The 22,600-nt window shown below is 70.0% G+C and carries 24 protein-coding genes and 1 pseudogene; 13 read left to right on the top strand and 12 right to left on the bottom strand.

From position 1 onward, the window contains the following. The first annotated feature begins 138 nt into the window (after positions 1–138). The 3 genes from H4W80_RS32505 to H4W80_RS32515 all read left to right on the top strand — a co-directional run bounded on the left by H4W80_RS32505 (position 139) and on the right by H4W80_RS32515 (position 3,288). A complete protein-coding gene (locus H4W80_RS32505; protein ID WP_192788563.1) occupies positions 139–1,320 on the top strand; it encodes a sensor histidine kinase in 1,182 nt (393 codons plus the stop codon). Position 1,321: 1 nt separating this feature from the next. Then, positions 1,322–1,960: a response regulator gene (locus tag H4W80_RS32510; RefSeq protein WP_192788564.1), complete on the top strand. Its 639-nt coding sequence runs from the start codon at positions 1,322–1,324 to the stop codon at positions 1,958–1,960. A 728-nt stretch (positions 1,961–2,688) separates the two neighbouring features. Then, on the top strand, positions 2,689–3,288 hold the full coding sequence (locus H4W80_RS32515; RefSeq protein ID WP_192788565.1) for a hypothetical protein: 600 nt from the start codon (positions 2,689–2,691) through the stop codon (positions 3,286–3,288). A 305-nt stretch (positions 3,289–3,593) separates the two neighbouring features. Here the strand turns inward: H4W80_RS32515 and H4W80_RS32520 are convergent, their stop codons facing one another. Further along, the gene (locus tag H4W80_RS32520) at positions 3,594–4,724 is read right to left on the bottom strand and encodes a low temperature requirement protein A (RefSeq protein ID WP_225963797.1); all 1,131 of its coding nucleotides are present in this window, start codon (positions 4,722–4,724) and stop codon (positions 3,594–3,596) included. Here H4W80_RS32520 and H4W80_RS32525 point away from each other — a divergent pair. Then, positions 4,684–5,049, top strand: coding sequence for a ferritin family protein (locus H4W80_RS32525; RefSeq protein WP_318787167.1), 366 nt, complete (start codon positions 4,684–4,686; stop codon positions 5,047–5,049). The genes H4W80_RS32520 and H4W80_RS32525 overlap by 41 nt on opposite strands. Before the next feature lie 59 nt (positions 5,050–5,108). Here the strand turns inward: H4W80_RS32525 and H4W80_RS32530 are convergent, their stop codons facing one another. Continuing rightward, positions 5,109–5,498 carry a hypothetical protein gene (locus tag H4W80_RS32530; RefSeq protein ID WP_192788567.1) on the bottom strand — a complete coding sequence of 130 codons (390 nt, stop codon included), beginning with the start codon at positions 5,496–5,498 and terminating at the stop codon, positions 5,109–5,111. Positions 5,499–5,719: 221 nt separating this feature from the next. Between H4W80_RS32530 and H4W80_RS32535 the strand changes: the two genes are divergently transcribed. The 7 genes and pseudogenes from H4W80_RS32535 to H4W80_RS61340 all read left to right on the top strand — a co-directional run bounded on the left by H4W80_RS32535 (position 5,720) and on the right by H4W80_RS61340 (position 11,213). Then, positions 5,720–6,790, top strand: coding sequence for a PP2C family protein-serine/threonine phosphatase (locus H4W80_RS32535; RefSeq protein ID WP_225963799.1), 1,071 nt, complete (start codon positions 5,720–5,722; stop codon positions 6,788–6,790). 718 nt (positions 6,791–7,508) lie between these two features. After that, positions 7,509–7,925: an alpha/beta hydrolase gene (locus H4W80_RS63865; RefSeq protein ID WP_318787168.1), complete on the top strand. Its 417-nt coding sequence runs from the start codon at positions 7,509–7,511 to the stop codon at positions 7,923–7,925. 345 nt (positions 7,926–8,270) lie between these two features. Then, positions 8,271–8,927 (top strand): DUF6461 domain-containing protein, encoded by a 657-nt coding sequence (locus H4W80_RS32545; protein ID WP_192788568.1) that lies wholly within the window; start codon positions 8,271–8,273, stop codon positions 8,925–8,927. A 58-nt stretch (positions 8,928–8,985) separates the two neighbouring features. After that, entirely contained in the window at positions 8,986–9,297 is a 312-nt protein-coding gene (locus tag H4W80_RS32550) for a PadR family transcriptional regulator (protein ID WP_192793868.1), read from the top strand. After that, the gene (locus tag H4W80_RS32555) at positions 9,294–10,169 is read left to right on the top strand and encodes a hypothetical protein (RefSeq protein ID WP_192788569.1); all 876 of its coding nucleotides are present in this window, start codon (positions 9,294–9,296) and stop codon (positions 10,167–10,169) included. The genes H4W80_RS32550 and H4W80_RS32555 overlap by 4 nt, the downstream gene beginning before the upstream one ends. A 64-nt stretch (positions 10,170–10,233) precedes the next feature. Beyond that, positions 10,234–10,485: pseudogene (locus tag H4W80_RS61335) on the top strand (AAA family ATPase); the annotation flags it as partial. Between the two features lie 149 nt (positions 10,486–10,634). Further along, positions 10,635–11,213, top strand: a complete 579-nt coding sequence (locus tag H4W80_RS61340; protein WP_225966532.1) for a hypothetical protein — start codon at positions 10,635–10,637, stop codon at positions 11,211–11,213. A gap of 349 nt (positions 11,214–11,562) precedes the next feature. On the opposite strand, the gene H4W80_RS32565 is transcribed toward H4W80_RS61340, so the two are convergent. Then, positions 11,563–12,765 (bottom strand): acyltransferase family protein, encoded by a 1,203-nt coding sequence (locus H4W80_RS32565; RefSeq protein ID WP_192788570.1) that lies wholly within the window; start codon positions 12,763–12,765, stop codon positions 11,563–11,565. 155 nt (positions 12,766–12,920) lie between these two features. Between H4W80_RS32565 and H4W80_RS32570 the strand changes: the two genes are divergently transcribed. Then, positions 12,921–14,354, top strand: coding sequence for a serine/threonine-protein kinase (locus tag H4W80_RS32570; RefSeq protein WP_192788571.1), 1,434 nt, complete (start codon positions 12,921–12,923; stop codon positions 14,352–14,354). Positions 14,355–14,450: 96 nt separating this feature from the next. Here the strand turns inward: H4W80_RS32570 and H4W80_RS32575 are convergent, their stop codons facing one another. The 8 genes from H4W80_RS32575 to H4W80_RS32610 all read right to left on the bottom strand — a co-directional run bounded on the left by H4W80_RS32575 (position 14,451) and on the right by H4W80_RS32610 (position 20,503). Further along, the gene (locus tag H4W80_RS32575; RefSeq protein WP_192788572.1) at positions 14,451–15,038 is read right to left on the bottom strand and encodes an isochorismatase family protein; all 588 of its coding nucleotides are present in this window, start codon (positions 15,036–15,038) and stop codon (positions 14,451–14,453) included. 374 nt (positions 15,039–15,412) lie between these two features. Continuing rightward, the gene (locus H4W80_RS61345) at positions 15,413–15,625 is read right to left on the bottom strand and encodes a hypothetical protein (RefSeq protein WP_225963801.1); all 213 of its coding nucleotides are present in this window, start codon (positions 15,623–15,625) and stop codon (positions 15,413–15,415) included. A gap of 204 nt (positions 15,626–15,829) precedes the next feature. Then, positions 15,830–16,390, bottom strand: a complete 561-nt coding sequence (locus H4W80_RS32585; protein WP_192788573.1) for a hypothetical protein — start codon at positions 16,388–16,390, stop codon at positions 15,830–15,832. After that, complete coding sequence (locus tag H4W80_RS32590; RefSeq protein WP_192788574.1) at positions 16,387–16,938, bottom strand: RNA polymerase sigma factor; 552 nt, start codon at positions 16,936–16,938, stop codon at positions 16,387–16,389. Before H4W80_RS32590 ends, H4W80_RS32585 begins: the two co-directional genes overlap by 4 nt. 279 nt (positions 16,939–17,217) lie before the next feature. Beyond that, positions 17,218–17,835, bottom strand: coding sequence for a class I SAM-dependent methyltransferase (locus H4W80_RS32595; protein WP_192788575.1), 618 nt, complete (start codon positions 17,833–17,835; stop codon positions 17,218–17,220). Positions 17,836–17,956: 121 nt separating this feature from the next. Then, positions 17,957–19,873: an aconitate hydratase gene (locus H4W80_RS32600; RefSeq protein ID WP_318787169.1), complete on the bottom strand. Its 1,917-nt coding sequence runs from the start codon at positions 19,871–19,873 to the stop codon at positions 17,957–17,959. A gap of 202 nt (positions 19,874–20,075) precedes the next feature. Next, entirely contained in the window at positions 20,076–20,264 is a 189-nt protein-coding gene (locus tag H4W80_RS32605) for a hypothetical protein (protein ID WP_192788576.1), read from the bottom strand. Continuing rightward, positions 20,258–20,503: a hypothetical protein gene (locus H4W80_RS32610; RefSeq protein WP_192788577.1), complete on the bottom strand. Its 246-nt coding sequence runs from the start codon at positions 20,501–20,503 to the stop codon at positions 20,258–20,260. Before H4W80_RS32610 ends, H4W80_RS32605 begins: the two co-directional genes overlap by 7 nt. Before the next feature lie 423 nt (positions 20,504–20,926). Here H4W80_RS32610 and H4W80_RS32615 point away from each other — a divergent pair, with 423 nt between their 5' ends. Next, on the top strand, positions 20,927–21,772 hold the full coding sequence (locus H4W80_RS32615) for a phage baseplate protein (RefSeq protein ID WP_225963802.1): 846 nt from the start codon (positions 20,927–20,929) through the stop codon (positions 21,770–21,772). Here the strand turns inward: H4W80_RS32615 and lgt are convergent. Then, positions 21,762–22,559 (bottom strand): prolipoprotein diacylglyceryl transferase, encoded by a 798-nt coding sequence (gene lgt / locus H4W80_RS32620; protein WP_192788579.1) that lies wholly within the window; start codon positions 22,557–22,559, stop codon positions 21,762–21,764. The two genes, H4W80_RS32615 and lgt, sit on opposite strands and share 11 nt — an antisense overlap. Positions 22,560–22,600: the final 41 nt, after the last annotated feature.

The following is a 22,600-nucleotide window of genomic DNA, read 5'->3' on the forward strand; positions in this document are numbered from 1 at the left end:
GAGCACAGAGGCCGGCTCCGGGCGTTCCCCATGCCAGCAGGCACCCGTCGCCTTCCGCAGCCCACCCGCCGGCCGGCGGACGGGAGCCGCCGCCCGCGAAGGTGGCGGCTTCTGCCGGTGATCCCGGGCATCCCGTCGATGGCTGCGGATGCCCTGCTGGCGCTCGCCTCCGCGATCGCCGTCTACGCGGCGGCGAGCTGGGAGCGGGCACTGTGGGACCTGAGCGGGGCGAGTGGAGGAGTCACCGCGCCGCCCGTGCCAGGTGGGCCGGGCGTGGGCATTCCACTGGTGCTGGCCGCCTTCAGCGTGGGCGTGGCCGCGCCGCTGGCGCTGCGGCGCCGGTTCCCGGTGAGCGTGGCGCTCGTCTCGGTAGCGGTGGCACTGCTCGGCACGGGGGTGCCTGGATGGTCGGGGCGGCTGGTGGCGGCCGTCGCGCTCTGCTCGGCCACCTATCATCGGCCACGGCAAGCCCCTGTCCTGCTTCTCCTGTCCGTGGCATCGGCCCTGACGCCGATCCTGTTCGCCACCCCGCTCCCGGGCGGCGCCTGGCCACCCGGGTTCCCGGCCCGGGTCAGCCCCACGCCCCTGGCGCAGGGCGTGCTGATCGCCGTCGCGCCGATCGCCGTCGGATACGCGTTGTACCTGCACCGAGAACGTGCCGAGCAACAGGTCCTGCTGCACCAGGCCCAGGCCGCCCGCGTTGTGGCCGAGGAACGGGCCTGGATCGCCAGGGAGATCCACGACGCCGTCGGCCACCACCTGACCGCGATCCGCATGCAGGCGAACGCCGCCCGCCACGTCCTGCCCGACGCGCCTCCACCGGCCGCACGTGCCCTCGGTACCGTGGCGGATCTGTCCGCCTCCGCGTTGCGCGACGTACGCCTCCTCCTGGCGGCGTTGCGCGACGAACACCGGCCCACCGGCGCCACCCTCGCCGACGTACCCGCACTCGCCGACCGGCTGTCGGCCCCCGGCTGCCGCGTTCACGTCACGATCGACCGGCACGTAGCGGCCGGCCCCCTACCGGCCCTGGTCGACCACGCCGGCTACCGCCTCGCCCAGGAAGCCCTGACCAATGCGGTACGGCACGCCGCCGCGACCCGCGTGGACGTGCGGATCCACCAGGGCCTGGACACCGTGACCATCCTCATCGAAGACGACGGCCAGGGCCGCCCGCCGTCCAGCCGCCCTTCGGCCGGGAGCGGCCTGCGCGGCATGCGGGAACGCGCCGACCTGCTCGGCGGGCGGCTCGACATCGGCCCCCGCCCGCCGCACGGCTGGCGCGTCGAGGCCGTCCTGCCCACCCACAGCGGAGGATGACATGACGATCCGGATACTGATCGCCGATGACCAGCCCGAGGTCCGCTCCGCGCTGCGGCTCGTACTCGACGCCGAGCCGGACATCGAGGTGGTCGCCGAGGCGGGCGACGGGTCCCAGGCCGTGCGCGCGGCTCACCGGCATCGACCCGACGTCGTCATCATGGACATCCGTATGCCGCGCATGGACGGCCTGGCCGCCATCGAAACCCTCACCGGCGCGGGTACCGTACCCACGATCATCGCCCTGACCACGTTCGACCTCGACGAGTACCTGTTCGGCGCGCTCCGAGCAGGAGCCGCCGGCTTCCTGCTCAAGGACACCGACCCGCGCCTGCTGCTCGACGCCGTCCGCGCGGCCCACCAGGGCCACGGACTCATCGATCCCCAGGTGACCAGACGGCTGATCCATCGCTTCGCCGCCCTCAGCCCCAAACCGGTCACCCCGGCGTACGACCAACTCACCGCCCGCGAGCGGGAAGTGCTCCACCACCTGGCGCAAGGGCTCAGCAACGCCGAGATCGCCCGGGAACTCTGGATCGAGGAGGGCACGGTCAAGACGCACGTCAACCGCATCCTCGCCAAGCTCCGCCTGCGCACCCGCGTACACGCCGTGATCTACGCCCACCAGCATCGCCTCTGACCCCTGCCTGCGGCCGATCACGTGGGAACGGCTTCACAACCGCAGCAGCCCGCGCCCGCGATCATCCTCCGCCGCACCGCAGGTGGTCTTCATCCAGCACACGCGCCACGAGGCCTCCCGTCCGCTCACCGCGGGCCTGATCACAAGCGCTGGGCGGACAGTACGCTGGGATCCAGACCGATGCAGGTCCGCCACCCCGCTGACGGCCAGCGACACCGATGAGACGTCGTGGCCATGGCTGCCGGGACTGGTGGTGGGCATGATCGCCCCGGGCGAGTGGGAGATGCCCCCGAACCGCATCCCGAACCTCGCCAACCAGCCGAAAACCTGGACCACCGAGCCGAATACCGGCGGCGCCATGCCCTCGACAGGGGCTCTGGCTTCTCATCCACAGCCTGTGGGGAACCGTGCCGGCCCCCGGTCGGCACTCGATCATCCCACTGACGTCGGTAGACATGCTGAGATCTTGTCTGCGTGCCCCAGCCTTGGGCACCTGCATTTCGGCCCCGCTGCCCATCAGTCACCCCACCTTCAGTGAGAATGCTCAACCTTCGCTGCGACAGAACACCCGGTGTCGGTTGCAGTTGAAGCTGTCGGTGTTCGCGTGTTGTTGTTGGTGCTCGTGTCGATGTTCAGGTGGAGTTGCCGGATTCCGCCTTCGGTGTCAGTCCCGGGCGGTAGCGTGCGCATCGCATATGCCACCCACTCGATTCCGTACCGGAGCTGATATGACCGACGCCTACTCGCCCATTCCCGAGCTGAACCTGCTCAAGGAGTTCTCCGACGGCCCTGGAGATGCCTACTTCTCGAACGGGTTCGAGTTCTACGAGTACGACCGACCCAACGCCGGCTTGGTGGAGTGGCTGTGCTTAGAGGGGCGGGAAGAGGAGGTACGAGCCCACCTCGACCGGCTCACGCCCTTCGCGCAGGCCACCGGCTCGGGTTCGTTCTACGCCCTGTGGCACTGCGACGACCGCACCGACTTTGCCACGCTTCCTGTCATCCGCTTCGGCGACGAAGGTGATCTCGACATCATCGAGGGCCTGCGCAACCTGTTCCGGCTGCTCGCGATCGACGACGAGTCGTTCACCTCTTGGGACGAGGAGCGCGAGGCGGACCCCGACGAGGAGCACTCCCCTGGGCACGAGGCGTACGTGGCTTGGCTGAAGGAGACGTTCGGCCTGACCCCGCCCACCGAACCGGAAGCGGACGAGATCCTTGAGTCGGGAGGCAAGAAGTACGGCGCCCGGTTCGTGGACTGGCTGGAGAAGTTCGGGTCCCAGGAGATCGACTTCGACTCGTGGCGCAAGGAGCTCCGCGGCTCCTGAGTAAGTCTGCGACCCGTTCGTGATGACCACGCCACACCAGTCACAGGGCTCAGGACCAGGCGACGACATTCAGGTGCTGAAGATCCCGCCGCGATCGCCTCGCGCGAACGCGTTCGCCGAGCGATGGGTACGGACGGCGCGCACGGAGTGCACCGATAGGCTGCTGATCTTCGGCTTCGCTGCCGGTGGGCCGGATCGAGCGCCGTCAAGTCCTCGGCGGGCTGATCAGTGAGTACCAGCGTGCTGGGCGCCACCAGCTCGCCCAGTCCCATCGCCTTGTCCGACCGATGTTCAGCCGGTGGCGCCTACGCCGGGCGTACGGATGCCGCTCCGCGCTGGGTGACCACCACGAGCACGATCATCACCGCCGCGATCAGTGGCAGCGGCAAGCCGGTGAACGGCGTCGCCAGCACCGTGGCCACCCCCGCGAGATAGGTGCCGTCCACCAGTGTGCCCGGACGATGCGGCCGCACATGCACCAGCCACAGGCTGGCCAGGAACACGGCCACCGGTACGGCGACCACCGCCCCGGCACCGAAGGGACCGATGTGGGCCTCATGCGTGTCGAAGTCGACGCTCACCGCCAGGCCGGCGCCGATCGCCGCAGCTGAGGAGAAGATCAGATAATGGCCGTAGCCCCAGGAAAACGCGGCCTTGCTCGATGTCAGGAACAGGTGGGCGGTCCGAGAGAAGTACAGCCACCACATCGCGAAGACGATGACCATGCCGCTGCAAGCCACCAACAGCAGCGGGACCACGTCGAGCCGCCGGTCCAGTCCGGTCTGGATGGCGATGGTCGCGGCGAGGATGGACTCCCCGAGGACAATGATCGTGAACAGGCCGTAGCGCTCGGCGATGTGATGCGGATGCCAGGAGGTCGACCAGAACCGCTCCGCCCAGACCGGCACCGCCAGTTCGGCGAGCACCAGCACGAGGAAGGCCGTCAGTCCCAGCTGCTCCGGCAAGGCGAGCCGGGCAATCCAGCCGACCTGGACCACCGCCACGCCGAACGCGTACCGCAGCGCGCTACGCCGCCCTTCGGCGTGCCCGTGGGCGGCGCGCAGCCAGAGCAGGACCAGCGCCACACGCATGATCACATAACCGAGCGTGACCAGCTCGAAGTCCCTGTCCTGGAAGGCCCGCGGGGTGCCGGCGGCGAGGAGGAGCACCCCTGCCATCTGCACGAAGGTCAGCAAGCGATACGACGCGTCGTCGGTGTCGTACGCGGAGGCGAACCAGGTGAAGTTCATCCACGCCCACCAGATCGCGAAGAACACCATGGCGTAGCCGAGCACGCCCGTGCCCGCATGCCCTTCGGACAGCGAGTGATGGAGGCTGGCGGACGCCTGCGCCACGGCCACCACGAAGCACAGATCGGACAGGAGCTCCAGCGGGGTGGCGACCCGATGCGGCTCGGCGGGGTCACGCCCGGCCATCCTGCGCCAAAACGGCGCCCCGCTCCCACCATCATGTGTACTGGTCATCACCGCGTTCCTCCTGGTATTGCGCCTCCCTCATCGTGGCGTAGCGCGGGGAGTCCGCGAGCCATCCGATCTAGCCGGGCTGGTAGGGAGCACGCACGACAACCTGGCCAAGGCCATCGCCGGCGAGCGGTATGAGTCCCAGACCATGTATCCGACCTTCGCCAAGCGCGCCAAGGCGGCGGGCGACAGTCAAGCGGCGGAACGCTTCTCGCACAACGCCGAAGACGAGGCCGGACACGCCCGCGCCTTCCAGAAGGCACTGGATCAGCTGTCCTGAACAGCCTCCCAGTACGGGCTCACCCGCGAGGAGGTGACCAAGGCCCCGGCCGCTCGATGTCAGACGCCGATGGCCGCCAGCACCGCCTGCGACCATCGGCACTTCTCATCAGCCGCGATCGCCGGCGCCTGGCGCCGGGCCGGGCAGGAGGCGGACATGTTCTTCGGCCTGCCCTTGCACCCGCTGGTCGTCCACGCCGCCGTCGTATGCGTGCCGCTCGCGGCGCTCGGCACCATCTTGATGGCGTTCTGGCCCGCCGCGGCGCGCCGATTGTGGCCGGCGGTGCTGTTCGTCGCCACCATCGCACTGGCCGCCGTGCCGCTGTCGATCAGCAGTGGCGAGACGTTGAAGGACAAGGTCGGAGAGAACGCACTCATCGAAGCCCACGAAGAGAAAGGCGAGCAGGTATTGCCGTTCGCCATCGTGCTCTGGCCGGCTGCGCTGGGCATCTCCCTGACACCCCGCAGCCGCCGTTCTGATCGCGTAGCAGAGTCCCAGCTCACAGCACAAAACCGTGTTTTCGAGCGGGATGCCCTAGGCGCGGTAGATCTCGGACAGCTTGACTTAAAGAATCCACCTGCAGGGGTCTCGCCCGCACCCAGGACAGATGTAGACAGAGAGCGTGAAGCTCCCAAAGGGACTCCCGCGCCGGCTGCCAGATCTCTCATCGTTGGACAGTCGGAAGCTCGTCGGCGTCCCGCTGATCCTGATCGCCCTGATCGTGCTCACCGATCTCGTGACCCCTCCGAACGTTCACCTCGGACCGCTGCTGGTGGTCGCCCCCGCGATCACGGCGTCCTTCGCCAGCCCTCGGCTCACCGCCGCCATCGGCGCCCTGGCCATTGCGGCCGAAGTCCTCGTCGGCATACACGATAAGGCGTTCGAAAGCTTGAACGTCCAGGTCGGGTTGGGCGGCCTGGTCGTGGTCTCGGCCCTCGTCGTGCTGTTCGCCGTGGTCAGGGATCGCCAGCGGCGCGAGCTGACGCAGGTCCGCTCCGTGGCCGCGGTGGTGCAGACGGCCCTGCTGCGGCCGGTTCCTGAACGTCTCGGGCCGCTCCACCTGGCCTCCGCCTATCTGGCCGCCGAGGCCGAGGCCCAGATCGGCGGTGACATCTACGCCGCCGTCCGAACACCGCACGGCACCCGGCTGATCATCGGGGACGCTCGCGGCAAGGGCTTGCCCGCGATCTCCGAGGCCGCCACCCTGCTCGGCGCGTTCCGCGAGGCCGCCCGCCGGAGCACGGAGCTACCCGATCTCGTCGCCGACCTGGAAGACAGCTTCGACCTCACGCAGAGCCAGTCCGAGGCGGCGGAGCAGGTGTACGCGGAGAGCTTCGTGACGGCCGCGGTCATCGAGATCCCCGACGAGCGACCGGTGCTGTCGATCGTCAGTTGCGGCCACCCGCCGCCACTCCTGCTGCGCCAGGGAGGGGTCATCTCCCTTGAGGCCAGCCGGCCCGCGCCACCCCTGGGCCTTGCCGCGCTCTGCGACCCGCGGTACGTGCCCACCGACTTCCCCTTCGAGCAGGACGATCTCCTCCTGCTCTACACCGACGGCGTCATCGAGGCCCGCGACACCACGGGCGCCTTCTTCCCTCTGGAGCAAAAGGCCGCCTGCTGGACCGGGGAGCAGCCGGCGGGCCTGCTCAAGCGCATCTGTGACGACCTGCTCGAGCACGTGGGCGGGCGCCTCGGCGACGACGCCGCCCTCATCGCGATCCGCCGCATCCCCGAGGCGTGACCCCGGCCCGCCGGAGTCCGGGCATCCGCATCACCCCGACCGCGCGCCGGCCGACAGGGCTGGACCAGGATGGTGCCTCGCCTTTCTCGGTCCGGGAAGCGATTGGGCCCAGATCAGAGCAAGGATGAGCAGCCGACCTCGACCAGGCGCACGCCGAGCTCGCCGCCGGCGACCGGGGGTAAGGCCCGTCGACCGGGTGGGAGCCCGTTCTCGCCGCGATCGGGACGCCGGAGGCGCACCTGACCGCGTCGCTCGTCAGCCCCTGCCGGGCTGCAGCCGGGTCGCCAGGCCCCGGCAGCGATCGCGTGCGCCGGCTGCACCGCTCCAGAACCGAGGGCGTCCGCGTCGATTGCGGGACGCTGGCCGTACCGCTGGACTGGAGCAACCCCAGCGGCGAGAAGATCGGACTCGCGCTGGCCCGGCGCAAGGCCACCGACCCCTCTGCGCGGATCGGCTCACTGCTCGTCAACCCCGGCGGGCCCGGCGGCTCGGGCAAGCAGATCGTGCTGCGCGACCGGCTTCCCTTCTCCTCGCAGATCACCAGCCGCTTCGACATCGTCGGCTTCGACCCGCGCGGAGTGGCGGGCAGCCACCCCATCCCGTGCTCACAGGAGCTGGCCGCCCAGGCCTGGACCACCCGGGACTCCTTCAACGAGTTCGTGAAATGGTGCAACAAGACCTCCACCTGCGCCCTGCACGGCACCGACATCCGCACCCTGTGGGCCGACCTGCTGGCGGCCTGGCCGACTTCCTGGCCACCGTCGACAGCGGCGAAGGCCAGGCGAAATCGCTGCTCACCCCGCTGGTCGGCCAGGACGTGGTCAACGACGCCACCCAGGTCTTCTGCCTGGACTACCTGCTGCCGGTTCGCGACTATCGCGAGCACGCGGCGCACCTGGCCAGTTCCCGCCGCATCGCCCCCGACATGCAAGCCGAGCCCGAGGCACTCGCCACCATGGCCGCCTGCCTGGGACAGCAGGGCCCCATCCCCAACCCCCAGCATCCCCTTCGCGTCTCCGGCCCCACCCTCCTGATCGCCAACGCCCTGCACGACCCCGCCACCGGCTACAACTGGGCGGTGAGCACGGCCCAGCAACTCGGCCGCGCCGGAAGGCTGTTCACCTACGGAGGCTGAGGCCACCGTATCTACGACCACGGCCAATGCGCCGTAAACGGCATCGACCGCTACCTCGTCTCCCTCGAACTACCCGCCCCAGGCGCTCGATGCCCCGCCATCCCACCCACCCAGTCCAAGGTCTCCACCTGCAAGCCACTCCCCGGCCCCGTTCCTGGCCTCCCCGGCTGGGTCCGGTCCTGACCCCATGACGCGTTCAGGGGAGAGGCAGCGGTACATCAACCGGCTCACGCCCGTATCCGGGCCATCGGTGAACGTGCCGTTGCGACCTTGAAGTCCTGGAAGGTTCCTACAAGCGCTTCCCCGAATTGGCGGATCGAGGTGAGCAGGATCCATGCCACCAGGATGACCACGAGCGAAGTTGTCAGCAGCCCCTGCCACGATCACCTCGATACGACTTCCGTGGAAGGCGCAGGGATGAGCAGCGTGATGGCGGCGACCTACGAATGGCTCTGCGAGGAGTTCACCGACGGTGCCGACGAGATATGGCTCTGTGCCGGCTTCGTACGGGAGCTGCCCCCGCAGGAAGCCTTGCGACGGATCCACGTCACCCCAGGCTCTCCGAGCGGTTCGGGGCAGGGCGTTGCGGCCTACGCGGCCAGCGGCGGAACCGTCCTGATCGAATACGGCTGGGCGAGAACCGTCTACGACAAGACCCAGCTGCTGTCCGCAGGCACCTCCGCGGCCGCGATGTACGTGAACATCAACAACGACGGCTTCACCTACTGCGTCGACGGCCGGCAGATCACCACGTTCAGCTTGTACGCCTATTCCCTTCGGAAGGGGGCCGGCCCTGACCGGCTCCAGACGGATGTCGAGGACCTCGGCATGGACATCGACGGCGACCAGCTCGAATTCCCCGACGATCCCGTCTCCAGCGCTCTGGCCCTTGCCGCACGTGCCACAGGCGTTCACCTACCCTCCTCCCGTTTCGCCCGTCCGGTTCTGATGGGATCCACCGACCACCTCTACCCCTCAGCCGCTGGCGCCCTTGGCTCATGAAGATCCGGAATTCTTCCCATACTTCGACGGTCGATATATAGTCGGGGCCGTGATCGGCATGACGGAGGCGACGTACTTCATCCTCGTCGCCTTGATGGAAGAACCGCTCCACGGATACGGGATCATCAAACAGGCCCGAACCCAGTCGCTCGGCGAGGTGGACCTCGCCGTCGGCACCCTCTACAGCGCCCTCGACCGGCTCTCGGAGACCGGCTGGGTGCGGCTGGACCGCGAGGAGACCGTCAACGGGCGTCCGCGGCGCTACTACCGGATCACCGACGATGGCGTGCGAGCCGTCCGTGCTCAGGCGGCCCGGTTGCAGCGTGCCGCCGCACTCGTCCTGCGGCCGAGCGGGGTGACGAGCGTATGAACGACGTTCTCGAACTGCGGTACCGCCGCCTCCTGCGCGCCTACCCCAAGGAGTACCGCGCCGAGCACGGCGAGGAGCTGATCGGCACGCTGATGGAGGCGGCCCGGCCCGGGGCCCGACGGCCGTCACTCCGCGAGACGCTCCATCTCCTCGCCGGCGGGTTCACCGTCCGCGTCCGGGCCACCCGCACGTCCGGCGTGCCGGCGTGGACCGACGGCCTGCACCTCGGCGCGCTGATCGTGGCGGTTGTCACCTTCGCACAGCTTCCCGTCCTGCCGTACATCAACTACCCGGCGTGGGCGGCGCTCGGGATCGTCCTGATGGTGGCGCTCGTGCGGGGATGGCTGCGCCTCGCGGCTCCCCTTGCGGCGATCGCCGCGGTGGCGGCGAGCTGGCCCATGATCCCGTGGCTCGGCATCCCGGTGTTCACCATGGGTCCGATGTACGGCGACCTCGCGCCGGTCGCGCCCTACTGGGTGGTCGCGGCCGCGTCGGCGGTGCTCGCCGTTCGGCGGGCAGGGAAGGGCCGATGGTGGGGCGCGACGATGCCCGGCCGGTCCCCTCGGTGGCTGCTTGTCCCGCTGGCCGGCTGGGCGCTGCAGCTCGCGCAGGTGCCGACGTACGAACCCGTCTGGGTCGTCTCGCGGGCCGGTGCAGAGGTGGCGGCCCTGCTGCTGGTGCTGGCCGCCACGCTGGCCGCCAGGGACGGCCGCTGGGCGCTGGCGGCGGCCGTCTACCTGCTTCCCGGCCTGGTCTACCTGGCCGAGAACCTGCTTGTGACGAGCGCCCGGGGCTTCCTGTACTGGAGCGTGCTCACCGCTCTCGTCGTGGCCTCCTTGGTCGCCGCCCGTCGGGTGCACGCCAAGGCGTGACCGCCGCCTCATGCACCACACAGGTTGGTGGAGCCCGGACACGCGATCGCCTACGGTTCCCGTTATGCGGACTCCCGCGTTCACAACCGATGTGCTCGTCGGCAGGCAAGAGTTACAGCAGCGCGTCGACGAACTGACCGGCACTGCTCGTACGGGACAGGGCGGCGCGCTGGTGCTGGAAGGCGAGGCGGGCATCGGCAAGAGTGCCCTGCTGGAATACGCCCGACATGCGGCGCCCGGGTTCCGGGTGGTCCGGACGTCCGGGTCGGAGTTCGAGCAGGAACTTCCGTACTCCGCGCTGCACCAACTGTGTGTGCCGATGCTGAAGCACCTCGTCGAGCTGCCGCAGCTGGCCGTCCGCGGTCTGAGCGACGAGGACGCCAAGGTTCTGCTGACGACGCGGAGTCCATTCCCCCTCGATGATCAGCTCCGGGACCGGCTCGTCGCCGAGGCCCACGGAACCCGTTGGCGCTGTTGGAGCTGCCCCGCGCCGGTGGTTTCGTCCCGCCCGAGGTGTCCTCGGTGCCGACCCGGATCGAGTACGGCTTCCGAGCCCGGCTGGCCGGTCTGTCCGCCGAGGCCAGGCTGCTGCTGATCGTGGCGAGCGCCGACCCGACCGGCGACCCTGGCCTGCTCTGGCCGGCCGCCGGTCAGCTGAACCTCGATGTGGCACCGGCCGGAGCGGAGGCGGACGCGACGGGACTGGTCGAGTTCGGTACCCGCGTCCGCTTCTGCCACCCGTTGGCACGTTCGGCGGTCTACCGCGCCGCCGACGCCGGCGAACGCCGCGCGACGCACGAGGCGCTGGCGGCGGTCACCGACCCGATCACGGCGCCGGACCGCCGGGCCTGGCAGCGCGCCCAAGCCAGTCCCGGCCCCGATGACGACGTCGCCGACGAGCTGGAGCGGTGCGCGAGGCGTGCCCAGGCACGCGGCGGCGTGGCAGCCGCGGCGGCCTTTCTCGAGCGCTCTGTGGCGCTGTCGCTGGATCCGGAACGCCGGATCGTACGAACTCTGCGCGCCGCCCAGGCCAGTTTCGCGTGATGCCGATCGCCGACACGGTGAGAAGACTCCACAGGGCCCACCGCCAGCGGCGGCGAACGGCCCGTGACATGGTCGCAGTGGACACGCGAACTCCAATACCTGCGCGGGAACGAGAAGGAAAGGGCGCAATGCGCGAAGTCGGCAGCGGCTGGCCTTCGCCGGCGCGGAAGGTATGACCCTACGTTCGGCACCTATGAACGGGAGCATGATGATCTACCACAGCATCCGCATGAAGGCCAAGGCGGGCGTGACGCAGGTTGAGCCGCCGCTGTGCGTAGGCGTCTGCCGTGGGACATCTCGGGAGTGACTCAGCGCTGCCGTACGCGCCACCGCCTGGCCGTGCACTTCCTCATGCTGTCGTACGCAACGGGCCGCCGTACCGGTCGGCCAACCGGCGGCCCAGCTGCTGCATCGGCTGTTCCAGGAAGCGGTGGCTCAGCCAGCTGAGCGGCATCACGACCCCGAGCACGACCACGCCGATGCCGATCTGCGCCGGCAGCGGCGCCCAGCGCATCTCCCCGACCAGGTGCATGACGACGAGGAGGACCGGCAGATGCACCAGGTAGAGGGAGTAGCTGATGACGCCGAGCCGGACCAGCACGGCGGGCACGCGACGGGCCCGCAACGCCATCGCACCCGCGAAGGTGACGCCGGCCAGCACGATGGTCAGGCTCCACACCTGCGGCCGCACCCACCACCAACCCGCGTTCAGCGCCCACATGGGAGTCGACGCCACCAGCACCGCGGCGATCGCCACCGGCCACAGCCGGCCCTGCCCGCGCTCCCACCGATGAACCGCCGTGCCGACGAACATCACCGCCAGGACCGCCGCGCCGAACCACGGCACGCGACTGCTCATCAACAGCAACGCCAGCGCCATCACACCCAGCACCACCACGCCGACTCTGACGGCACGCCCGGACAGCACGCACGCCATGCCGACCGCGAAGACGGCCAACGACGCCCAGGCCGGCCACGGCCCCGACAGCGGCGCCCCGGACAGGACGAGACCGGCCACAGCGCCGATCAGCGCGAACACGACCGGAAGCAGGCCCTGCCCGTCGCGCACGCCAACGACGAACAGCGCGGCCGTCAGCAGGTAGAAGACCATCTCGTACGACAACGTCCACATGGTGTTCAGCACGCCGCCCATCCCCACCACGTCCATCAGCATCGTGGCGTGCGCGGCCACCGCCGAAGCGTCCCTGGGCACCTCCGGACGCAGCGGGATCCACGGCGACAGGACCGCCACCAGGCCGATGACCGCCAGGTAGAGCGGATACAGGCGGAACACGCGGCCGATCCAGAACGCTCGCACGTCACCGTGCCGTTCGAGCGAGTGGGGGATGATGTAGCCACTGACCAGGAAGAAGACCAGCACCCCGTATATGCCCAGGTTGAACGCAGTCGGGCGTAACCAGGGCATGGCCCAGGTCGTCAGATGCTCACCCACCACCGCGAGGGCGCCGATGCCGCGCAGCGCGTCCAGCCATGCGAGCCGAGAAGGCGTCGGCTGAGTAACTCGGCGGGCATCCGGAGGGGCAGTCACCATACGGCCAACGTATCGGAGGTGGCGATTCCTCGAACGGCTCATCGACCGCAGCCGGTGCTGCCCTGCGTCGTGCTGTCCGGGGTTCGCGGGGTCCTCGACGGCAGCTTCTCGAGGACGGCTGCATGAGCGTCAAGTGATCGGGTAGGCCGGGCGTTATGTCGGTTTCGCGATATGAAGGCTGGTTGCTGGCCGGGCGCTACCGCCTCCAGGCCGAGCTGGGACGCGGCGGCATGGGCAGGGTCTGGCGCGGCCACGACGAGTTGCTGGACCGCCCGGTCGCCGTCAAGGAGGTCACCCTCGATGAGCGGCCGCCGTCCGAACGCGAGGCTCTGCTCAGCCGTACCATGAGCGAGGCCCGCCTGGCCGCCCGCCTGTCCCACCCGCACATCGCCACCGTCTACGACGTGGTGGAAGCCGACGAGCGGCCGTGGATCGTGCTCCAGCTCGTCTCGGCCCCCACCCTGGCCCGCGTGCTCGCCGGGAGGGGGCCGCTGCCGCCCGCCGTGGTCGCCCGGATCGGCCTGCAGATGCTGGACGCCCTGCAGACCGCGCACGCCGCCGGGATCGTGCACCGCGACGTCAAACCCGCCAACATCCTGCTGGAGGCAGGTCAGAGCCACGCCGTGCTCACCGACTTCGGCCTGGCCACCAGCCTGGAGCGGCCGGTGGATCTCACCGGGGCGGGCGTCGTGGTCGGCACGCCCGCCTACATCTCCCCCGAACGCGCGCGCGGCGGCCCGCCGACACCGCAGACCGACCTGTGGTCGCTGGGCGTGACGCTGTACGCGGCGGTGGAGGGACGCCCGCCCTTCGAAGAAGGTGGTGCGCTGGCCACGATCAGCGCCGTGCTGACCGCGGACCCGGCCCCGTTCGAGCGCGCCGGGCCGCTGGCACCTCTCCTCGCGGGCCTGCTGCACAAAGACCCGGAGCGCCGCATGAGCATCGGCGCCGCCCGCCGGCATCTTGAGCAGATCTCCGCCTCGCCTCCTGACGGCCTGCCACAAACCGGGGACATCGTGCCCGCCGCCGTACCGGCAACCGGTGCGCCGGGCCTGCCGTCGTACCCCGGCTTGCCTGCGACGAGCGGTGGCGCCCTGCCTGACATGGGCCACCGCCGGTCTCAGCGCACCCGCCTGCCCGGCCAGGAGCGGCGCGCGCAGATCCGGTCTCAGCGCGCCCGTCTGCCCGGCCAGGAGCGCCGCGCGCAGCTACGGCACGTGGCCGTAGCGGCCGCGCTCGCGGTCGGCGCGCTGGCCGCCGGCTTCTGGGCGGACGCCCCACCCGGGCCGCCCGCAGCCGTACAGCAACCCAGCGACCGGCTTCGGACCACACCTGCCGCGCCCCCCGCCACACCGGCGCCCGAGCCCACCACAACGGTCGCGACGGCATCTCGCCCCGGAGCGTCGCAAGCTCAGCAGGTCTCGATACGGCGCCGCGCCGCGCACGCCGGCGCGCCCGCGGCTCAAGCCTCGGTGCCCCCGGGCCAGGCCAAGAAGGCGACCACCGTTAGAGGTCACGTCCCAGCCGGGCACAGCGCCGAGCACCCCGGCAGAGGCAAGGGCAAGGGCAAGGGCAACGGCCGACACTGACGCGAGGTGAGGCAGGAGTTCCGGGCCGTCACGGTCGACGGCATGCAGCGGCAAAGGCAAGGCCCTGCCGCCGGCGAACAGGCCGGACCGGCCTGTTCAGGCGACGACAGGTTCGCCGCTCAGCGCGACACCGGCCCGGCGCAGTTCGTCCAGTGCGGTGCGCGTGGTGTCGGCAGCGACGCCGGCCGTGTAGTCGAGCAGGACCCGCACCGCGAAGCCCGCGCGCGCTCCGTCCAGTGCCGTGGCCTTCACGCAGTGATCGGTCGCGATGCCGACGACATCGAGTTCGGCGATGTCACGGGCCTTGAGCCAGGCGGACAGTGTCGTGCCGTCCTGGGTCGAGCCCTCGAAACCGCTCTTGGAGGCGGAGTGAGCGCCCTTGTAGAAGACCTCGTCGACGTACCCGGAGTCGACGGCGGGCGCGAACTCCGGATGGAACTCGCCTCCCTCACTACCGACGACGCAATGCACGGGGAATGAGTCCCGGAAGTCTGGGTTGTCGGAGAAGTGGGCGCCCGGGTCGATGTGGTGGTCACGGGTGGCGACGACGACGGCATACTGCCCGTCGGCGCTCCGGACCAGCTCGGCGATGGCGGCGGCTCGATCCGCGCCGCCCTTCACCGGAACGCTGCCGCCCTCGCAGAAGTCCTTCTGCACATCGACGATGATCAGTGCACGACTCACGGAAAATCCCCTTTCCTCTGGTACGCCTCTCCGACGGACACCCTTCCGCCGGCGGGCGGGCACACCACTCGCCGACCGGCGGGGCGCGCCCGGCAACGCGGTTCACCGCTCCAGATCCGGGCCACATCCGCCTGATTATGACAGTGAGTGCAGTTAGCATCACTATATGTGTTCACGCCTGGGAACAGAAGGCAGAGTCTTCCGGCCGCCGTGACGGACCCTCCGCGCGCGAAGCCCTGGCCGCGATCTCCTCCACGCGGGCCCGGGTGGCTCGCAAACGAGCGGCCGGGGTCGCGCTCGACCGCTACAGCGCCACGCCCGGAGCCCGCCGGGTGAGCACGGTCCACGCGCTGACGGGCCTCGCCCTGGTCCTCTCAGCGGCGGTGCTGGAGTGGGGCTTTGACGTCATCGGCGCCCTCGCGGTGGCCGGCATGTTGCTCGGGGTCCTCACTGTCGTCATGGGCCATCGCGTCGACGAAGCGGTACGGCGGGATTTGCGAGCAGGGCATGACCAAACCGCTGTTTGACGAGATCATCCACGCCCCCAACCGAGCGCGGTGCTGGTTTCGCTCGATGATCGAGTCCATCCGTGGCATCCGAATCCCGGTCAGCGCGGTGTGGATGCCGGCCTCGGCGAGGTGCCGAGCGCGGTGAGCTGGTCGGCTGCGGGGAAAGACTGCCGTAGGTCGTTCATATCGGCCATTTCTCGTTCGCATGAACAACGGTGGTGCCGGGCCGACCGGCCCGGCACCGCGGCTTTTGATCCCTTCCCGCAGGTGCGTCCCCTCCGGTCAGCCGAGCTGCGTCGGGTCGTGCACCGGGACGCACGGCTTGACAGTGCCCTCGATCACCGACGCCTTGAGCTGCGACTTGAACGGCCCCTTCGGGTTCTCGGTGAACTCCAGCGCCACCGTCTGCCCCTTCCCGACGTGGCGGGGATCGATGACGAAACCCTTCGGCCCCGGCCTGGCGACCTTGTAGTGCACGGATTCGCGCCACTCCTCCGGAGTGTCGTATCCGCCGCCGACGAGCGTGCCCCGGTCGTTCTGGCACTTCATGTAGGGCTTGAGGTACGTGACGTCGGCGTTCACGCCCAGATCCTTGAGGTCCTGCTCCAGCTTGTCGGCGTCCCTGAACTCCTTGAGCTCCACCGTGATGGTGCCGTTGGCGTTCTCGCTCACCGCGTACGCCGGCTCAGGCCCGGTCAGCAGCGGCACCGCCACCGCCGCCACGGCCGCCAGCCCGGCCACCGCCGCCCCCGCGAGCAGGCGGCGGCCGACGCGACGGCTGCGTTCGTTCCGCGCGGTCATCTCCGCTTTGAGGTCCATCAGCAACTGCTCCTCGAATCTCATCGTGGGATTCCTTCCGTGACGAAGGGCAGGTCGCGAAGCGTCTTGCGGGCGCGGTGCAGCCGCACCATGGCGGTCCCCGGCCGGATTCCCAGCGCTACCGCCGCCTCTGACGGCGTGAGCTGCTCCAGAACCACCAGTTCCAGGACAGCGCGCTCCCCTTCGGGTAATCCGGCCATGGCCTCGAAGGCCGCCCGGGCGGGCCGTTCCGCGTCTATCTGCTCTTCCAACCGGGACACGTCGTCTCCGTCGAGCGGACGCCGCCCGCTCACACGATGTGTGAGCTGGGACTCCCGCAGCGCCCGCCGCCGCTCGGACGACAGCGTGTTGCGCGCGACGCCGTACAGCCACGCGATCTCGCTGCCCTTGCCCGGGCGGTACGTGTGCGCGGAGTCGAACACCGCGAGGAACACGTCGGCCGCCAGGTCGGCGACCGTGTGCGGGTCGTCGACCCGGCGTGACAGGAAACGTGTGACAGCGTCGATGTGCCGCCGATAGAAGGCCTCGAACGCCACAGGGTCGGTAGCGAGCTTCCCCCGTTTGAGACGCACCGGCCTTGCTCCCTTCGTCGATCTACACCCGTACTTGGTGAGAACCGGCTGAAGGCTTACAAATCAACGGGCCAGGACATTCTGGTTGTCGATGGCGCTGCCCCGAGATGCGACGGTGAGGGTCGGCGGCGAGCGCAGGTCGGCCTCGGGCTTACGTGCTGCTGGGCTGGGGAGGACGGGGTCAGCGAGGGTCCAGTAGGGCCGGCTCCGTGCCGAATCCAACTGCCAGGCGGCCGTCCGGCGGCACTGCGACCGCGTGCACCGAGCGGTCGTGGTCGATCAAGGGCTCCCCGACCTGCTGCCCCGTTGCTGCGTGGCCGCGATCGGGCGGCGGCAGACGTACGTGCGCGCGGGCGGCAGGTTGCGCCAGACGGTTCTGGTCGTCAGCACCTCGTCGAAGGCCGCGCCCAGCCGCCCGCGGAACCGCCTGCCCGGGCCGAAGCGGGTGCCGGTCAGGTAGGCGATCGTGGTGAAGCTGCCGCCGGACGCCAGGACGCGCGAGATCGCCTCGAGGATGCGTCCCTGGGCCCGTTCCGGGATGAGCGTCCACGGCAGCGCGCTCACCACGGCGTCCACCTCGCCCTCGCCGATGCGTGAGCCCAGATCGGCGGCGTCCATGTGCAGCACCTCCAGCCACGGACGGGTCTCCGCCAGATGATCGACCATCGCGCGGTCGGTCTCCACCGCCACGAACCGCGCCTGGGCCGGCAGCCGCGATCTGATCAGCTCGCTGATCGCACCGGTCCCTGGACCCAGCTCCAGCACGGTCGGCGCGCCGCGCTTCGGCACCACCTCGACCAGTTGCGCGGCCAGCGGTTCCGAAGTGGGGGCGAACGCGCCGATCACCAAGGGCCTGCTCACAGCCGCCTTCAGGAAGACGCCAAGATCAGATCGCATGCTTCGACGCTAGTGACGCGGCGGTCCGGCCGACTCCTGCCTGGTGGCGATCTCCCTCCTCCGTCCATGAGCCGGGCTCGGCGGCCGACAGGCCGGACTGTCGTCCTCCAGGAGGACGTGCCTAGCGATCGTCAGCGTGCCTGACCTCGGGAATCCAGCCACCCGCCAGGACCATGGCGCGCTGGCGGGCGGACAGGCGGTGCCGGAGGATCACGCCACCGGCGTCGATCTCGTCTCCGGTCTCCACCGCCTTGCGCAGCCCGTCCAGCCGCAGCTCGTCGCCCTGGGCGATGCGGTCGTAGCCGGCTTCGTCGGTGAACTCCAGCGCCAGGACGCCGAAATTGGCGAGGTTCTGCCAGTGGATGCGGGCGAAGGACTTGGCGATCACGACCCGGAGCCCGAGGTAGCGGGGGACGATGGCGGCGTGTTCCCTGGAGGAGCCCTGGCCGTAGTTGCGCCCGCCGACGATGGTGTGCGGACCCGCGGCGCGGGCCCGCCGAGGGTAGGTCTCGTCGAGCTGTCCGAAGGCGAAGTCGGCCAGCGCCGCGATGTCGCTGCGGTACGGCAGCGCCCGCGCCCCGGCAGGCAGGATCTCGTCGGTGGAGACGTCGTCACCGACCTTGAGCAGGACCGGCAGGGTGAGCGAGTCCGGCAGCGGGTCCAGCTCGGGAAGCGAGCCGATGCTGTCGGCCTTGACCAGGGTGACCTGGCGGGCCTCCGCGATCGGCAACGGTCTCTGCAGCGGGGTCGTGACGGCGCTGGCGATGCGCGGCTGCCGTATCGCCGGGAGAGCCAGGTCGAGGTCGCGCGGGTCGGTGATGGTGCCGGTGAGCGCCGCCGCGGCGGCGGTTTCCGGCGAGCAGAGCCAGACCAGGTCGTCGTGGGTGCCCGAGCGGCCGGGGAAGTTGCGGGGGAAGGTGCGCAGGCTGTTGCGGCCGACGGCGGGAGCCTGGCCCATGCCGATGCAGCCCAGGCAGCCGGTCTGGTGGATGCGGGCGCCGGACTCGATCAGCGCGGTGAGCGCGCCGGTCTTGATCAGGTCGGCCAGGACCTGTCGCGAGGTCGGATTGATCTCCAGAGACACCTGCGGATGCACCTGCCGGCCGCGCAACATCTCCGCCACCACGGCGAAGTCACGCAAACCCGGATTGGCCGACGAGCCCACCACGACCTGGTGGACCGGCTCGCCGACGACCTGCCGCACCGGAAGCACGTTTCCCGGCGAGCCGGGGCCGGCGATGAGCGGTTCCACCGCGGACAGGTCGATCTCGTCCCCTATGTCATATCCGGCGTCCGGATCGGCCGCCAGCTCCACGTAGTCGCCGGCCCGTCCCTGGGCGTCCAGGAACTCCAGGACCCGCGCGTCGGAGGGAAAGACGGACGTGGTGGCGCCCAGCTCGGCGCCCATGTTGGCGATCACGTGCCGGTCCATCGCGCTCAGCGCGCCCAGCCCCGGGCCGTGGTACTCGATGATCTTGTGTACGCCGCCCGACACCCCGTGGCGGCGCAGCAACTCCAGAATGACGTCCTTGGCGCTCACCCAATCCGGCAACGCGCCCGCCAGCCGTATCCCCCAGATCCGTGGCATGGTCACATGCAGCGGCTGCCCGGCCATGGCCATCGCCACCTCCAGACCGCCCACGCCGATCGCCAGCATGCCCAGCGAGCCGGCGGCGCAGGTGTGGGAGTCGGCGCCGGCGAGCGTCCGTCCCGGCACGCCGAAGTGCTGCATGTGGGTGGGGTGGGAGACGCCGTTGCCCGGCGGCGAGTACCAGATCCCGTAGCGCCGGCAGGCCGAGCGCAGGAACAGGTGGTCGGCCATGTTGCGCTCGTCGGACTGCAGGAGGTTGTGGTCGACGTACTGCGCCGCCACCTCGGTGCGTACCCGGTCCAGGCCCAGCGCCTCCAGCTCCAACATCACCATCGTGCCCGTGGCGTCCTGGATCAGTGCCTGGTCGACGCGCAGCCCGATCTCCTCGCCCGGCCGCATCTCGCCGGCGGTCAGATGCGAGCTGATCAGCTTCTCGGCCAGATTCACGCCTCCACGCCCCCATGGATGGCTTTGTCGGGAAAGCTCCAGGTCACCCTGCCCTCGGGCGCCGGTGTCAATCGGCTTCCGGCGTGTGACGTGCTGTCATGGCATGCGCGGCGCGCGGTTCTCCAGCTGCAGAACGCCCAGAGCATGAGCGACACCCCGGCGATGAACTCGCGCGGCACCACGCCGACGCCCGGCGGAAGGTTCAGCAGCTGCGCCCCGGCCAGGACGCTGATCGCGGCAGCGCCAGTGCCCCGCCGGGGAAGAGCCTGGCCGGCATCGCCGTGGCGACCGCGACGGACTGGGTGCCGACCACCCACACGAACCAGTTCCCGTCCGCCTGGTGACGTTCGCCGGAGACGATCAGCCGGAGCGGCACGCCGTAGCTCAGCACCGCCAATACCGCCGGTGCAGCAGCCTCCATCCGTACGCCAGAGCCAACGTCACGAAACCGGCTCCCGCCACCACCAGCAGCGCCGCGGAAGCCACCCGCGTGCCGCCCTTGTCCAGCGCCTTGGACACGATCCCGGTGGCCATGACGAACGCGAACGCCTCCGTACGGAAGCGCTGCGCCAACAACCCCAAGCCCGCCCGGCGCCCCGGCGGGCGCCGTCCATCGGTCGCTGAGTCCACCGTGTCACCTCGGTCCCCGCTGCCCGGACGGTCGGGAGTCGCCGGGCGGAATTGCACGATACACAGAGTCACGCGCACTCGGCGAGGTAGCGAAGCCCCGGTTCCCAGCAAGAAACCATATTTCCGGGCGGGACACCCATCGGTCCGATTGCTACGTTGATCGTGATCCACCGAATCAGCCGAACGACTGGCAGGGTGATGCACTTGCGCGAAAATACCCCACTCGACGGAGCATCTGCCGTAAGTCGTCGCACGCTCCTCCGAACCGGTACAGGGATAGCGGCCGCCGCCGTCAGCGGCGGCCTTTCCTTGTTCGCGGCCGAGCCGGCGTCCGCGACCGTCCCGACATCCCAGCGTTTCGTGTTCGAGGGGGCCGGCGGCGATCCCGTTGTGCGGGCCACGCTTCACCAGCCTTACTGGGCGATGCAGTCCTTCGCCTTCGACCACGTCCACGGGCACATCTACTTCGCGCAGAGCAAGGTCGGGAGCACGAACGGCGACCTCTGGCTGACCAGGACCGACCTGAGCGGCAAGGTGCTGGGCGCCATGGCGCTCCACGGGTTCGACCACGGTTCGTCGATGGCGATCCAGCCGGACACGTCCGGCTCTCCGTATGTGTGGCTCGCGGGCGACTGGAGGAGCCTGTCCCCCGGTACGGCCCCGAACAGCCACACGATCTGCCGCATCAAGTACAGCGACGGCGGCCTGCTCGACTACGCCGAGGACGCGGGGATCCGGAACTTCCCGGTCCGCCTCTCCGATTTCCGGGACTGTCCGAGGCCGTCGATCGATCCCTACACCAACCGGCTGCTCGTCCGGTACATGGGGACGACGAGCCCGTGGCGCCTCGCGCTGTTCGACCTCTCCGCCGTCCTCGACAAGGGCATCAGCGACAGCACTCCCGTCCTCACCATGCGCGCCCTCCCGACCAACGCCCAGCTCGGTCTCTCCGACTCCGACCTCTTCCAGGGCGTGACCTCGTACGGCCAGTACGCGTACCTCTCCTACGGTGGTCCGCCCGCGCAGCCCTCGGACCCGGCCAAGCCGTCCTACCTGGTCCGTCTCGACATGAACAAGACCGGGGGTTCGGTCGAGGAGGTGTACCGGACGAGGGCGGGCGAGTCGCTGCCCGGTCGCGAACCTCAGGGAATGGCGATCTGGCGATCGCCGGACGGCCCGCGCCTCGCGTTCGGCTTCTCCAGCAAGATCAGTGGCAGTCCTGACCAGTTCCAGGCGACCGTCTTCTACAAGAGCCAACTCACCGGGTAAGCCGCGTCCGGCGGGTGGCGGTGAGGTAGGTGACCGCCGCCCCGAAGACCAGCAGGGCGGTCCAGACGTTGAAGCGCAATCCCAGGAGGAGAGGGGCGGGGTCCACGCGCAGCCACTCGATCCAGGCGCGGCCGGTGGTGTAGGCCGCGGCGTACAGGGCGAACACCCGGCCACGGTCCAGCCTGAAGCGGCGCTCGGCCCAGAGGACGAGCCCGGCCACGCCGAGGTTCCACAACGACTCGTAAAGGAAGGCCGGGTGGTAGGTGGCCGTGGATTCCATGCCCGGCGGCCGGTGGGCGGGGTCGATCTCGAGCGCCCAGGGCAGGGTGGTCGGTCCGCCGTACAACTCCTGGTTGAACCAGTTGCCCCAGCGGGCGATCACCTGCCCGAGCGCGATCCCGGGCGCGACGGCGTCGGCGAAGTCGCGCAGCGGGATGCCGCGCCGGCGGCAGGCCAGCCACGCGCCCAGCGCGCCGCCGGCGACGGCGCCCCAGATGCTGATCCCGCCCTCCCAGATCGCGAAGGCGCGCAGGGGGTTCCTGCCGGGACCGAAGTACTGCTGCCAGTCGGTGGCCAGGTGGTAGATCCGCGCACCGACCAGGCCGAACGGCACGGCCCAGGTGGCGATGTCCCCCACCGCGCCGCGCTCGCCGCCGCGGGCCGTCCAGCGGCGCTGGGTGACCCAGATGCCGACGGCGACGGCGAGCACCATGAGCAGGGAGTAGGCGCGGATGGGCAGCGGGCCGAGGTGCCAGACGGCCTGGGACGGGCTGGGGATGGCTGTCACGCCGTCGAGTCTCGCTCCGGTGCGGCCGCGCGCACATCGAG

This window comes from Nonomuraea angiospora, from assembly GCF_014873145.1.
Taxonomy (GTDB): domain Bacteria; phylum Actinomycetota; class Actinomycetes; order Streptosporangiales; family Streptosporangiaceae; genus Nonomuraea; species Nonomuraea angiospora.

Excerpts from the sequence above, each read along its gene's own strand:
- H4W80_RS32505 (WP_192788563.1), top strand. The coding sequence starts at position 139 with ATGGCTGCGGATGCCCTGCTGGCGCTCGCCTCCGCGATCGCCGTCTAC.
- H4W80_RS32510 (WP_192788564.1), top strand. The coding sequence starts at position 1,322 with ATGACGATCCGGATACTGATCGCCGATGACCAGCCCGAGGTCCGCTCC.
- H4W80_RS32515 (WP_192788565.1), top strand. The coding sequence starts at position 2,689 with ATGACCGACGCCTACTCGCCCATTCCCGAGCTGAACCTGCTCAAGGAG.
- H4W80_RS32520 (WP_225963797.1), bottom strand. The coding sequence starts at position 4,724 with ATGGCCGGGCGTGACCCCGCCGAGCCGCATCGGGTCGCCACCCCGCTG.
- H4W80_RS32530 (WP_192788567.1), bottom strand. The coding sequence starts at position 5,498 with ATGCCCAGCGCAGCCGGCCAGAGCACGATGGCGAACGGCAATACCTGC.
- H4W80_RS32545 (WP_192788568.1), top strand. The coding sequence starts at position 8,271 with ATGACCACGAGCGAAGTTGTCAGCAGCCCCTGCCACGATCACCTCGAT.
- H4W80_RS32550 (WP_192793868.1), top strand. The coding sequence starts at position 8,986 with ATGACGGAGGCGACGTACTTCATCCTCGTCGCCTTGATGGAAGAACCG.
- H4W80_RS32555 (WP_192788569.1), top strand. The coding sequence starts at position 9,294 with ATGAACGACGTTCTCGAACTGCGGTACCGCCGCCTCCTGCGCGCCTAC.
- H4W80_RS32565 (WP_192788570.1), bottom strand. The coding sequence starts at position 12,765 with ATGGTGACTGCCCCTCCGGATGCCCGCCGAGTTACTCAGCCGACGCCT.
- H4W80_RS32570 (WP_192788571.1), top strand. The coding sequence starts at position 12,921 with ATGTCGGTTTCGCGATATGAAGGCTGGTTGCTGGCCGGGCGCTACCGC.
- H4W80_RS61345 (WP_225963801.1), bottom strand. The coding sequence starts at position 15,625 with ATGGACTCGATCATCGAGCGAAACCAGCACCGCGCTCGGTTGGGGGCG.
- H4W80_RS32585 (WP_192788573.1), bottom strand. The coding sequence starts at position 16,390 with ATGAGATTCGAGGAGCAGTTGCTGATGGACCTCAAAGCGGAGATGACC.
- H4W80_RS32595 (WP_192788575.1), bottom strand. The coding sequence starts at position 17,835 with ATGCGATCTGATCTTGGCGTCTTCCTGAAGGCGGCTGTGAGCAGGCCC.
- H4W80_RS32615 (WP_225963802.1), top strand. The coding sequence starts at position 20,927 with ATGCAGTCCTTCGCCTTCGACCACGTCCACGGGCACATCTACTTCGCG.